At 67.8% G+C, this 12,524-nt stretch carries 12 protein-coding genes and 1 tRNA gene; 3 read left to right on the forward strand and 10 right to left on the reverse strand.

Annotated features, from left to right (window positions below; translation table 11 throughout):
• Window positions 1–495: 495 nt before the first annotated feature.
• A complete protein-coding gene (locus IM784_RS15450; RefSeq protein ID WP_199556255.1) occupies window positions 496–1,230 on the reverse strand; it encodes an RlmE family RNA methyltransferase in 735 nt (244 codons plus the stop codon).
• Window positions 1,227–2,399, reverse strand: coding sequence for a Ppx/GppA phosphatase family protein (locus tag IM784_RS15455; protein WP_199556256.1), 1,173 nt, complete (start codon window positions 2,397–2,399; stop codon window positions 1,227–1,229). Before IM784_RS15455 ends, IM784_RS15450 begins: the two co-directional genes overlap by 4 nt.
• Before the next feature lie 244 nt (window positions 2,400–2,643).
• On the opposite strand from IM784_RS15455, the gene IM784_RS15460 reads away from it, so the two are divergent.
• Window positions 2,644–2,719: transfer RNA gene (locus tag IM784_RS15460), tRNA-Ala, on the forward strand.
• A 200-nt stretch (window positions 2,720–2,919) separates the two neighbouring features.
• Here IM784_RS15460 and IM784_RS15465 read toward each other — a convergent pair.
• Window positions 2,920–3,813, reverse strand: a complete 894-nt coding sequence (locus IM784_RS15465; RefSeq protein ID WP_199556257.1) for an acyl-CoA thioesterase — start codon at window positions 3,811–3,813, stop codon at window positions 2,920–2,922.
• A gap of 128 nt (window positions 3,814–3,941) precedes the next feature.
• Here IM784_RS15465 and IM784_RS15470 point away from each other — a divergent pair, with 128 nt between their 5' ends.
• Window positions 3,942–4,721 carry an NUDIX hydrolase gene (locus IM784_RS15470; protein WP_199556258.1) on the forward strand — a complete coding sequence of 260 codons (780 nt, stop codon included), beginning with the start codon at window positions 3,942–3,944 and terminating at the stop codon, window positions 4,719–4,721.
• Between the two features lie 112 nt (window positions 4,722–4,833).
• Here the strand turns inward: IM784_RS15470 and IM784_RS15475 are convergent, their stop codons facing one another.
• The 7 genes from IM784_RS15475 to IM784_RS15505 form a co-directional block, all read right to left on the reverse strand.
• A complete protein-coding gene (locus IM784_RS15475; RefSeq protein WP_199556259.1) occupies window positions 4,834–5,451 on the reverse strand; it encodes a PEPxxWA-CTERM sorting domain-containing protein in 618 nt (205 codons plus the stop codon).
• A gap of 191 nt (window positions 5,452–5,642) precedes the next feature.
• Window positions 5,643–7,190: an acyl-CoA carboxylase subunit beta gene (locus tag IM784_RS15480; protein WP_199556260.1), complete on the reverse strand. Its 1,548-nt coding sequence runs from the start codon at window positions 7,188–7,190 to the stop codon at window positions 5,643–5,645.
• 56 nt (window positions 7,191–7,246) lie between these two features.
• The gene (locus IM784_RS15485; protein WP_199556261.1) at window positions 7,247–7,645 is read right to left on the reverse strand and encodes a DUF3617 domain-containing protein; all 399 of its coding nucleotides are present in this window, start codon (window positions 7,643–7,645) and stop codon (window positions 7,247–7,249) included.
• 102 nt (window positions 7,646–7,747) lie between these two features.
• The gene (hslO, locus tag IM784_RS15490) at window positions 7,748–8,647 is read right to left on the reverse strand and encodes an Hsp33 family molecular chaperone HslO (protein WP_199556262.1); all 900 of its coding nucleotides are present in this window, start codon (window positions 8,645–8,647) and stop codon (window positions 7,748–7,750) included.
• The gene (argF, locus tag IM784_RS15495) at window positions 8,647–9,576 is read right to left on the reverse strand and encodes an ornithine carbamoyltransferase (RefSeq protein ID WP_235977423.1); all 930 of its coding nucleotides are present in this window, start codon (window positions 9,574–9,576) and stop codon (window positions 8,647–8,649) included. The genes hslO and argF overlap by 1 nt, the downstream gene beginning before the upstream one ends.
• Window positions 9,577–9,584: 8 nt before the next feature.
• The gene (locus tag IM784_RS15500; RefSeq protein WP_199556264.1) at window positions 9,585–10,772 is read right to left on the reverse strand and encodes an aspartate aminotransferase family protein; all 1,188 of its coding nucleotides are present in this window, start codon (window positions 10,770–10,772) and stop codon (window positions 9,585–9,587) included.
• A gap of 101 nt (window positions 10,773–10,873) precedes the next feature.
• Window positions 10,874–11,713, reverse strand: coding sequence for an ABC transporter permease (locus tag IM784_RS15505; protein WP_199556265.1), 840 nt, complete (start codon window positions 11,711–11,713; stop codon window positions 10,874–10,876).
• Window positions 11,714–11,778: 65 nt separating this feature from the next.
• Between IM784_RS15505 and IM784_RS15510 the strand changes: the two genes are divergently transcribed.
• Complete coding sequence (locus IM784_RS15510; RefSeq protein ID WP_199556266.1) at window positions 11,779–12,369, forward strand: GcrA family cell cycle regulator; 591 nt, start codon at window positions 11,779–11,781, stop codon at window positions 12,367–12,369.
• Window positions 12,370–12,524 lie beyond the last annotated feature (155 nt).

Below are 12,524 nucleotides of genomic sequence, written 5' to 3' on the forward strand. Positions count from 1 at the left end.
CGGCCGGCGAGGCGTGGGCCATCAGGCCCACGAACTCGTCCGACGAGCGGGCTTTGCCCGCACACTTCCTTTTTCCTGCCTTCCAGCGGACTCGGCGGCTTTGCCGCCGGCCGTGCCTTCGTGCGCAGGCCTGTTGGAGAAATACCAGGGCAAACTTCCCAAACTTCCCACGGACTCCTGTGCGCGACCGCCCGGGTGCGTGGGCGCGCGCGTAGCTTGTGGGTTGCGTGTAGGACAGGGAAAAATGCGGGTTGGCTTCGCTCCGACATTGGCGCGGTTGTGGCAGGGATTGGGGATGTAGGACAGGGCGGACGCGTTGGTCGCCTCCGCCGGAGTTTCCCACCGATTTCCTGAAGGCTACCCGACAGGCACGAAGTTTGCTGTTTGCGCAATTGCGGAGATCGCTGTCCACATCAGCGCTGTTTGCTTGTCGCTCCTATTGCTGGCGTCGCTTTCGATCCTGCTGCTTGTCGGCTTTGGCGCCGGACGCAAAACCTACCCCTCCACCTTGCGCCCGGTTGCCACCAGAAACGTCTCGCTCGATTCCTTCCGGCTGGACGGCGGCTTGGCGTGTTTCACGGTTTCGAACTGGCGTTTCAGTTCGGCCACTACCGAGGCGTCGGCGCCGCCGCCGAGTACCTTGGCGACGAAGCTGCCGCCGGGGCGGAGGATCCGGGCGGCGAAGTGGGCGGCCGCCTCTACCAGCGCCATGGTGCGGAAATGGTCTGTCTGGTTGTGGCCGACGGTGTTGGCGGCCATGTCGGAGAGGACGAGGTCGGCCTTGCCGCCGAGCATTTCGATCAGGCGCTCGTCCATGCCTTCGGCGAGGAAATCGCCCTGGAGGAAGGTGAGGCCGGCCATCGGGGCGACTTCGAGGAGGTCGATGCCGATGATGGTGGCCCTGGGGCGGCGTTTCATCACCACTTGCGACCAGCTTCCGGGTGCTGCCCCGAGGTCGACGACGCGGTCGGCGCCCTGCAGCAGGTTGAAGCGTTCGTCGAGCTCGATCAGCTTGTAGGCGGCGCGGGCGCGCCAGCCTTCGGCGTGGGCGCGCTTCACATAGGGGTCGTTCAGCTGGCGTTCGAGCCAGCGGGCCGAGCTGTTGGTGCGGCCGCGGCGGGACTTGAGCCGGGTGCGGCCGCCCAGCGATCGGCCGCCGCCGGAGCGGGTGCCGCCGCCGCTACCTGAACCGCCTGAGCCGCCCCCGGAATTGCCGCGCGATGCTGTCATGCCGTCCTCTGATTGTCTTCGCGCGCGATCATGCTGCGCAGGATACCCTCGCGGATGCCGCGATCCGCGACGCGCAGCTGGGGGGCGGCGCCGAGATCGATCAGCGCCTCGAGTATGGCGGCGCCCGCGACCACGAGATCGGCGCGATCGGCACCAACACCTGGGATCAGCGCGCGGTCTTCGGGGGATTTGACGGCGAGGTCGTGGCTGAGGGCGATCAGTTCGGCAGTGGAGGCGAGGGAGCCGTCGACCTGCCGCCGATCATAGTGGGCGAGGCCCATGTTGAGGCTGGCGAGCGTGGTGACAGTGCCGGACGCGCCGAGCAGCTGCACTTCGCCGCGAATGCGCCGCGCCAACGGGGCCAGATGATCGCTGACGCGGGCCTTCATCCGGTTGTAGGCGATGAGGCGGCTGGCGGGGCTGCCGGCATCCGCCAGCTCGGTTTCGCCCAGCGAGACGACGCCCCAGGGCACGCTGACCCATGCCTCCATGCGCAACCCGCCTTCGCGGCGGCCGGGCTTGTTGCCGTTCACGCGCTCCAGCAGGACGACTTCGGTGGAGCCGCCGCCGATGTCGAACACCAGTGTGCGGCGGGCCTTGCGGTCGATGAGCGTCTGGCAGCCGATTACCGCGAGGCGGGCTTCCTCGGCGGGGGTGATGACGTCGAGGGCGAGGCCGGTTTCCTTGTAGACGCGGTGGACGAACTCCGGGCCGTTGCTGGCGCGGCGGCAAGCCTCTGTGGCGACGCTGCGGACCTGGGTGACGCCGCGCCGGGCCAGCTTGTCGGCGCAGGTGGCGAGCGCGGCGACGGCGCGGTCCATCGCGGCGTCGGACAGGCGGCCGGATTGCAGCAGCCCTTCGCCCAGCCGGACGATACGGGAAAAGGCATCGATCACCTGGAACTCGCCGTCGCCGTCGGCGCCGACACGGCGGGCGATCAGCAGACGGCAGTTGTTTGTGCCGAGATCGAGGGCGGCGATCGGGCCGCGATGGTGGCCGGTGGCGCGGCGGGGGGCTTCGCGGGAGCGGATGCTTGCGGCTGGGAATGCCTGTGCGGAGACCTGCCGGACAGTGCCGGCGGGCGATTCGCCTTTCCGGGGAGGCCCGGAGCTTTCGTCAGCCCTCTGGCGGTGGCCAGAGGCGGCGCCTGTGGCGCGGTTGTCACCCATCTTCAACGTCCCGTCTCGCCCGGCGGAGGCTGCCCCGAGGGGCCGTATCCGCCTGAGGTCACCTTGAAGCAGCAACTGCCTCAGGCACTTGCCGCCAAGCTAGCAGGATGCGGCGGATTCACAAGAGTTGCCCCCGGAGCGGTTTGGACAGGCCGGTGCGGAAGCGCTGCTGAAGGCTTGTGCGGGAGGAAACGGCTCGCTATAGGCCGCGCTTCTCATGGCCTGGGCCCTCGATCGATGAGACGGGGACGTAGCTCAGATGGGAGAGCGCAGCAATCGCACTGCTGAGGTCAGGGGTTCGATCCCCCTCGTCTCCACCAGGCCAGGCCGAAGGCGGCGAAGATTAGCGCGAAGCGCTAACTCTCGACTCGCCGAAGGCCCGGCCGGCGTGCGACTGGCGGAGCCAGGCGACACGTCCGACGAGCGGGCTTTGCCCGCAACCTTCCTTACTTCTCTAAAACGCCCAGCCGGACTCGGCGGCTTTGCCGACGGCCGGCCTGAACCCGCCCCGCCCGGCAAGTCACCCCTGTCGCGGGCGGAGCAGCGCTTCCTGCGCGAGGCTGGAAACCAGTGTGCCGTCTTCGGCATAGACAAGGCCGCGCGAAAAGCCGCGGCCGTGCTGTGCAGACGGGCTGTCGCAATCGAACAGCATCCATTCCTCCACCTGCACAGGGCGGTGAAACCACATGGCATGATCGAGGCTGGCCATGAACAGGTTGGGGTTCGGCATGGGCAGGGTGTGCGGCAGCGCTGCCGTGCCGGCGAGCCAGTAATCCGACATGTAGGCGAGCAGGCAGGCCTGTTCGGCGGGAGTGGCGCCGGCGCCGCTGGGCAGGCGCATCCAGATCGCCCGGCTGGGGGGTGCGCCATCGATGTGCAGGAAACGCATCGGATCGACGGGTTTTACCTCGATCTGCCAGTCGGTGCGGCTCCAGCGTTCGCGGACAAGATCCGGGAGGCGGCTGCCCATGGAGACGGCGAGCTCGGGCAGCGACTGCAGTTCGGACGGCGGGGTGATGTGGGGCGGAAACGGGGCCTGGTGGTCAAAGCCGCGCTCGGGGGCGTGGAAGCCGCATTCCATGTGGAAGATCGGCTCGCCCTCCTGGATGGCGATGACGCGGCGGGTGGAGAAGCGGCCGCCGTCGCGGGTGCGATCGACCTGATAGATGACGGGGGCGTGGACGCGACCGGCGCGCAGGAAATAGCCGTGCAGGGAGTGCACGTGCCGCGTTGCGCCGTCGGCACCGATGGTGTGGGTGGCGGCGGTGAGCGCCTGTGCCAGCACCTGCCCGCCGAAGAGCGCGTCGTTGGCGTTGCGCTGGTTCAGCCGGTTGCGGAACAGATCGCGGTCCAGCCGCTCCAGCGCCAGCAGCGCCGGCGCGCTCTTTCCGTCCCAATCGGCAACTCCGGTCATGCACATCTCCTGCGCGGCGCCGCGCGATACCTCCGAATTGGCAGGGGGCCGAATTGGGGCAGGGGGCCGAATTGGTAGGGGCCCGAATTGGTAGGGGACGGGGCCGGCACCCGCCGCTATCGTCGCCGATGATGAGCATTGCAACCCCTGAGCGCGGCGCGCGAAGCAGCGTCGCCATTCCCGCCTCCACTGTGATTATTGCCCGCGACAGCGCGCAAGGGCTGCAGATCCTTGCCATAGAGCGGGCGAAGGGGATGGGCTTTGCCGGCGGCGCGGTGGCGTTTCCGGGTGGCAAGGTGGATGCGTCAGACAGCGCCGAGGGCGACTGTTTCGAGGGGTTTGGCGGGTTGGATGCGGTGGATGCGACGGCGCGGGTGGCAGCCGCGCGCGAGGCGTTCGAGGAATCCGGCATCCTGCTTTCCGGCGGGGCCGCCGTGAGCGCGGAGCTGCGGGCAGAGCTGCGACCGGCTTCCGACCGGCACGAGATCGGCTTTGGCGAGCTGCTGCAACGGGTGGGGCACCGGCTGGACGCTGCCCGGCTGGTGCCGTTTGCGCGCTGGCTGCCGCCGGAGGGGCTGCACAAGCGGTTCGATACGCATTTCTATGTGGCGGCGCTGCCCGATGGCGAGGAGATGGCGGCGGACGGGCACGAGGCGGTGCACGCGCGGTGGGCGACGCCGGCCGAATTGCTGGCGGACGCTGATGCCGGGCGGATCAGCCTGCTGTTTCCGACCCGCTGCAATGTCGCCCGACTGGGGCAGTTCGGGACGGTGGCAAAGCTGCTGGCGGATGAAACGCCGCCGCCGTTCATTCAGCCGACGATCTCGCCCGATGGCTGGCTGAGCATACCGGCCGACGTCGGCTATCCCTATGTACGGGAACGGCTGGAGACGGTTCGCAGGCAATAGCCGATCAGGCCTGGCCGACTGCAAGGATGCGCGAGACGTTCATCCGGATCCCGCAACGCGAAAGGGCCGCGCCTTTCGGCGCGGCCCACCCTGCGTCATACAGCTTGGAAGATCAGGCCGAGGTGACGGCGATGCCCTTGCGGCGGCGGGCAGCCGCGCCGACGAGACCGAAGCCGGCGATCAGCATGGCCCAGGTGGTGGGTTCGGGAACGCCGCCGATTTCGACGCCCTTCACGTTGGTGAAGACGAACCGCAGATCGTCATAGTCGAGATCGCCACCGCCGTTCAGATCCTCGAAACCGACATAGGTGCCGGCGGGGATGCCGAAATCGCCGCCGGCATAGGCGGCGGAGAAGATGTGGGTGATGCCGTCGCCGTTCAGGCTGCGCTGCGAGTAGAAATACTCGCCGGTGTTGGTGACGTTGATCTTGAAGACCAGCGTGTCGCCGGCGTTGACCGGGCCGAAGTTCAGGGACGTGCCGGGAGCCGTGGTCTGGTTGTTGAGACCCCAGATGCCGGTGTCGACGCCGTTGACCGACATGCCGAGCAGGTTGGTGTAGCCGGCGGTGTGACCGACGAAATAGGCGACAATGTCTCCGGTCGCTGCAGCGGTGAAGCTGTAGTCGAGGACGTTGGCGGTGCCGGGCGTCGGATATGTGGGCGTGACGGCCTGTGCTGCGCTGGTGACGCCGAGCGCAAGCGTTGCCGCGATAGCAAGTTTCCTGAACATGAAAATCCCTCCACCTTCATACATGGTATCGCATTCCCTGCAAGATGCAGACCAACTTCGTGCGCCAGGAAATCTGCACGTTTCCCGTCTGTTACATGAACACAAATGTGGCTGTGCTGAAATGCTGTAAAATCAGCCGACGCCTGATCCCATTATTAACCAATAGGTCCGTCCCGGAAACAGGACGGGTGTCAGGGCCTGAGGCCGCGCCCCTTGCGGCCCGGTTTCAGCGCCCTTTGCGCCATTGCGGCGAAGGCGCAGAGCTGCTCGCGGGTTTCTTCCGGCGGAATGATGGCCTCGACGCCGAAGCGCTCTGCGGTGCGGAAGGGGCTGCGGACGCGTTCGAGGCGGGCCTTGATTTCGGCCAGCTTTTCGGCCGGATTTTCCGATGCTTCCAGTTCGCCGCGATAGGCGGCCTCGAGGCCACCGGCGATCGGCAGGCTGCCCCAGTCGCCGCTGGGCCAGGCCATGCGCCAGCGGAAGCGATCTGCGGGCGCATGGGCGCTGCCGGCCATGCCATAGGCCTTGCGCAGGATGACCGTCGCCCAGGGCACGCTCGCCTGATAGATGGCGGTGAGCGCGCGGCTGCCCCAGCGGATCGTCGCTTCGTCCTCGGCGCGGCGGCCGATGAGGAAGCCGGGGTTGTCGACGAGATGGACGACGGGGAGATGGAAGCTGTCGGCGAGATCGACCATCCGCTCGACCTTGCGGGCGGTTGCCGCCGTCCACAGGCCGCCGAGCGCCTCGGGATTGGAGGCGACGATGGCGACCGGCCAGCCATCCAGCCGGGCAAGGCCGGTGACGACGCCGAGGCCCCATTCGCGGCCGATCTCGAACCAGCTGCCCTTGTCCACCACCGCCTCGACGATGGGGCGGATCGGATAGAGGCGGCGGGAATCGCGGGGGACGGCGGCGTTGAGCCATGCCTCCCGGCGGGTGACCGGATCGCGGGTTTTTGCGCGGGTGGGCAGTTCCTCGACGCTGGAGGGAAGGTAGGAGAGGAAGCGGCGGAGGCGGGCGAAGGCCTCGGCTTCGCTGGCGACGCGGTCGTCGACGGCACCGTTCTTCGCGTGGATTTCGGCGCCACCCAGCTCTTCCTTGGTGCGCTTCTCGCCTGCTGCCGCGACCACCGGCGGGCCGGCGACGAACATTTGCGACAGCCCTTCGACGAGCAGGCTGTAGTGCGCCATCACCATGCGACCGGCGCCGAGACCGGCGACCGGTCCGAGGCCGAGGGCGACCACCGGCACGCGGGCCATGTTGGCGACCATTTCCTCCCAGCCGGGGATTTCGGGGATGTAGGTGTGGCCCATGCCTTCGAGGCTTTTCACCGAGCCGCCGCCACCGGTACCCTCGATCATGCGGATGAGCGGCATGCGATATTCGGCGGCCAGCCGCTCGGCCTCCAGCAGCTTGCGGTGCAGCGCGGCGTCGGCGGCGCCGCCGCGCACGGTGAAGTCGTCTGCTGTCAGCACCACCGGGCGGCCATCGACCTCGGCGCGGCCGAAGAGGAAATTGGCCGGCAGCACAGCCTCCAGCTCGCCGTCGGCGGCGTAGGTGGCGAAACCGGAAAGCTCGCCGATTTCGTGGAAGCTGCCCGAATCCGCGACGGCTGCGATCCGGGCCCGGGCGTCGAGCCGGCCGGCGTCGGCCTGTCGCTTCAGCTTTTCAGGGCCGCCCATGCGTTGCGCCAGCGCCTGCCGGCGACGCAGCTCCTCGATTTCAGCTTCCCATCCCATCGGTGCAGAATAGCGGCGGATGGAGGCTTGTTAAGCCTGCCGCAGTTGGGAGCCGGTCAGCAGGAACCCGTACGGCGCCATTCGGTGCGCGAGGCGAAGGGGAGACCCGCCTCCAGACCCTGCGCGTCGATGACGAAGATTCCAGCCGTATCGCGGCGGATGGCGGTGCGGCCCGAGCGGCCGCTGGCGCAGCGATAGGTGACGACGGCGCCGTCTTCCTCATCGGAGATGGTGGTGAAGACGCATTGCGGGGCCGCACGGCTGCCGATCAGCATCGTCTCGACGTTGGGCAGGCACTGGCTTTGCACGTCGCCGCCGTTGCCAAGCGATTTCGATTGCCACTGACCGGCCTGGAAGCCCTGCAGTGCGCGCAACGCGGGCACCTGCGCCCACGCCGCACCTGAAGATGCAGCGAGAATTCCAATCAGCGCCATGTTCTTCCGACCGATGCTCATGGCCGATGATATAGACGGTGAGTTGGACAAAAGCGTGGCCGAAATGCCGGGTGCGTCGATACGGCGAGGTACCGCAGGCAGGACAGGTCCGCTCCCGGCAGGTCAGACGTCCATCAGGAACTGGCGGGAGCAGAACTCGCAATCGACCGAGATCACGCCGTCGGCGTTGCGCATTTCGGCGCGGTCTTCCTCGCTGAACTGGGCGAGCACGCTGCGGATGTGATCGGTGGAGCAGCGGCAGCCGCGGTGCAGGCCGAGCGCCGGAAGGACGCGGACCTCGTCTTCGTTGAAGAGCCGCCAGAGCAGCGATTCGAGCGGCAGGCCGATGTCGGTCAGCTCGTCTTCGGTGACGCTGCCGCCGAGCGCGGCGACATGGTCCCAGTTGCTGCTGTCTTCATCGAGGTGGAGGCGGCGGTCGCCTTCCTCGGCGCGGGACATGTGCTGCAGGATGAGGCCGCCCGCCGTCCAGCGGCCGTCGGCATCCTGCGAGGCGGACAGGCGGACGAGCGTAGGCAGTTGCTCGCTATCCTCGAAATAGCCCTGCGCGGCCTGCTGCAACTGTTCGCCGCTGAGCGCGACGATGCCCTGATAGCGTTCGGAGCTGGCGGTCTGATCGAGGGTGATGACCAGTTGTCCGCGTCCGAACAGGGTTTCGAGCGTGGCGGCGGGCGGAAAGCGGCGGTCGAGATCCTGCGCCGCGTAGCCGCGCAGGGCGCCCTCGCCATTCTCGGCGCGGAAATCGGCGACCAGCAGCCGGACCGGGCCGCCTTCGCCCTTGGCCTGCAGCGTGAGCTGGCCTTCCTCGGGGCGGAACAGGGCGCCCAGCAGGGCCGTCAGCGCCAGCGTTTCGCCGAGCAGCCGGGCGATGGGTTCGGGATAGGCGTGGGCGGCGAGGATTTCGCCGAGCGCCTTGTCGAGCCGGACGACGCGGCCGCGGGCGCCGCGCCCGGGCAGCGTGAAGCCGATCAGCCTGTCGCCGTCTCGATGCAGGGAATCGGCCATCAGCTGAGCTTGCCGAGCGCCCAGAGCAGCAGGGCTTTCTGCGCGTGGACGCGGTTGGCGGCCTCTTCCCAGACCAGCGATTGCGGACCGTCGATGACACTGTCGGTGACTTCCTCGCCGCGATGGGCCGGGAGACAGTGGAGGAAGATCGCCGAGGGCTTCGCGAGCGCCATGCGCATCGGGTTGATCTGGTAAGGCTCGAAGGCGCGGCGGCGATCGGCGTTGTCGGTGTCGCCCATCGAGACCCAGGTATCGGTGACGACGACATCGGCGTTGCGGACGGCTTCGTCCGGGTCGGTGCCGAACGCGATGGTGGCGCCGCGTGCCTGGGCGGCGGCGACGAAGGCGGCGTCCGGTTCGAAGCCGGCGGGGGCGGCGATGGTCAGCGAGAAGCCGAGGAGGCCGGCAGCCTCTATGATGGAATTGCAGACATTGTTGCCGTCGCCTACCCAGGCCCAGCGGGTGCCATCGGTGTTGCGGCCGAGCTTTTCCTCGACGGTCAGCAGGTCGGCGACGATCTGGCAGGGGTGCGAGAGGTCGGTGAGGCCGTTCAGGACCGGTATGCTGGCAGCCGCGGCCAGCGCCACCACGTCGCTGTGGCGGTTGGCGCGGATCATCATCGCATCGACGAAGCCGGAAAGGACGCGGGCGGTGTCTTCGAGGGTTTCGCCACGGCCGAGCTGCATGTCGCCGGCTGCGAGTGTGATCGCCTCGCCGCCGAGCTGCCGCATTGCCACGTCGAAGCTGAGGCGTGTGCGGGTGGAGGGCTTTTCGAAGATGCAGGCGAGCAGGTGGCCGGCCAGCGGGGCGTCGCTGTCTGGCGCGCCCTGCGGGAGGCCGCGGCGCGCGGTCTTGCGGGCGCGGGCGTGGTCGAGAACCCGGCGCAGGCCGCCGGGACCGAGATCGGACAGGTTGAGGACGTGCTTCATGCCGCTGCTCATGCCGCCTTCGGCACCTCGAAGGCGGCAGCGGCGGCGGAGAGCTTTTCCACGAACTCGCGGATGTGCGATTCCTCGACGTTGAGCGGCGGGAACACGCGCACGACATTCTCGCCGGCCGACACCGTCAGCAGGCCGAAATTGTCGCGGCAGTGGGCGACGAAGGCGCGGCTGTCGGCGTTCAGCTTCAGGCCGAGCATCAGGCCCATGCCACGGATGCTGTCGAACAGATCGTGGTTGGGGATCATCTGCTCCAGCGCGGCACGCAGGCGGTCGCTTTTTTCGCGGACGTTGGCGAGGAATTCCGGCGTGGCGACGATATCCAGCACGGCACCTGCGGCGGCCATCGCCAGCGGGTTGCCGCCATAGGTGGAGCCGTGCGTGCCGACGACCATCCCGGTCGCGGCCTTTTCGGTGGCAAGGCAGGCGCCGACGGGGAAGCCGCCGCCGATACCCTTGGCGACGGCCATGATATCCGGCGTGATGCCATATTGTTCATAGGCGAACAGCGTGCCGGTGCGGGCGACGCCGGTCTGCACTTCATCGAACACCAGCATCAGGCCGTGCTGGTCGGCGAGCTTGCGCAGGCCCTGCAGGAACTCCTGTGTACCGGCGCGGATGCCACCTTCGCCCTGGATCGGTTCCACCAGGAAGCCGGCGGTGTTGTCGTCGATGGCGGCCTCTGCGGCAGCGAGATCGTTGAACTGCACGACATGGAACCAGTCCGGCAGCGGTTCGAAGCCCTTGCGCAGCTTTTCCTGATCGGTGGCGGAAATGCCCGCCATCGTCCGGCCGTGGAAGGCGTTGGAGAAGCTGATCAGCTTGTAGCGCTGTGGGTTGCCGGTGGCGTAGTGGTAGGCGCGCGCCGTCTTCACCGCGCACTCGACGGCTTCGGCGCCGGAGTTGGTGAAGAAGACGGTGTCGGCGAAGGTGAGCGCCACCAGACGTTCTGCGACTGCCATCTGCTGCGGCGAGCCGTAGAGGTTGGAGACGTGCATCAGCGTTGCCGCCTGATCCTGGATCGCCCTGGTGAGGTGCGGGTGGTTGTGGCCCAGCGCGTTGACGGCGATGCCGCTGGCGAAATCGAGCCAGCGGTTGCCGGCTGCGTCGAACAGATAGGCGCCCTCCCCGCGCACCGGCGCGAACGCACACCGGGGGTAAACGGGCATGAGAGGGGAAATGGCCATGCTGTCCTCGCGCTGTAGCTTCGGCTGATGCCGAATGGGGCTCCTGAAACGAAAAGAGGCGGCGCTTCCGCCGCCTCAGCTATGGTTGCGGACATAGCGGCTCAGGCGCGCAATTTCCACCCCGATTTGAGCAGCGCATAGGCGAGCGCCCAGAAGGCGGCGCAAAGTCCGCCGACGATGATCGCGCCCAGCAGCGGCGGCGCCTCTGCCACGCCGATGAAGCCGGCGCGGAAACCGTCGATCATGTAGAAGAAGGGATTGCCCCGGCTGATCGCCTGCATGACCGGGGGCAGGCGATCGATCGCATAGAAGGTGCCGGACAGCAGGGTGAGCGGCTGCACGAGGAAGTTTGTGACGGCAGCGCCATGATCGAACTTGTCGGCCCAGATGCCTGTCAGCACGCCGAGCAGGCCCAGCATCAGCGCACCGGCGGTGCCGAAGAAGAAGACCTGCAGCGGGTTGGCGACGGAGACATCGACGCCCGGCCACAACAGCATCGCAAGCCAGATGGCGATCCCCACCAGCCAGGCGCGGGTGACGGCGCCGGCGGCATAGCAGAACAGCAGCTCGCCATGGCTGAGCGGCGGCATCAGCACATCGACGATGGTGCCCTGCACCTTGGCGATGATGATCGACGACAGCGAATTCTGGAACGCATTCTGCACCATGCCCATGATGATGAGGCCGGGCGCAAGGAACGTGGCATAGGGGAAGCCCAGCACATTCCCCTTGGCGCTGCCGAGCGCCAGCGTGAAGATGGCAAGGAACATCATGGTGGTGATGGCCGGCGCCCAGATGGTCTGTGTCTGCACCTTGAAGAAGCGGCGCACTTCTTTCATATAGAGCGTGCGTATTCCCAGCCAGTTGACGCCGAGAATGACCGGAACCCCGGGTTCCGGATGGACAGGCGCTTCGGATTGGGGTGACACGGGTGCTTGCATGGCTGAAGCCGTCCTATCCGGCGCAAACGGGCCGGGCAAGCGCACACTGACTAGCGGGAGCCGAAATGGCCTGGACTGACGAGCGCATCGCTCAGCTGAAGCAATATTGGGAAGAAGGCCGCTCTGCGAGCCAGATCGCGGAACTGCTGGGCGAAGGACTTTCGCGCAATGCCGTGATCGGCAAGGCGCACCGGCTGGGGCTGGCATCGCGCCCGTCGCCGCTGAAGACCGGCGAGCCCAAGAGCAGCGAGCCGAAGGCGGCCGCGCCGAAGGCCGAGCCACGCGTGGCAGCGCCGAGGCCGGCGCCTGCGCCGCGTGTCGCGGAAGCCCCGGCCGTGGCGCCTGCGCCGGCGGCCGTTGCCGCCCCGGTTTCGGCGCCGATGTCCTCTGCCGTGCCGGTGATGCCGGCGCCGCGCGCTGCGCCGCGTGCCAAGGGCGCGCGGGTGACGCTGCTCGATCTCAACGACCGGATCTGCAAGTGGCCGATCGGGCACCCGGACGAAGCGGATTTCCATTTCTGCGGCAAGCCCGTGAATCCCGGTTTCCCCTATTGCGGGGAGCATTGCCTGGTGGCGTATCAGGCGCAGATGCCGCGTCGGGATCGGCCGGCCGGGCCGCCGAGGCCGTTCGGGCCGAACTTGCCGCGTCCGCGTTGACGCCCTGCGTTAACGCGGAAGCCGGCTGCGATTAGCGCAAAGCGCTAACTCGCAGACTCGGCGTCGCGGCGCGGCCCCCTGCCTTCGCTGACGGCTTTTGCGTTGAGGCGCGGCCGCGGGCTGAGACCGCGAGTCCGCTCCGGAGACGGCAGGAA

The organism is Sandaracinobacteroides hominis, assembly GCF_016464365.1.
In the GTDB taxonomy this organism is placed as follows: Bacteria; Pseudomonadota; Alphaproteobacteria; order Sphingomonadales; family Sphingomonadaceae; genus Sandaracinobacteroides; species Sandaracinobacteroides hominis.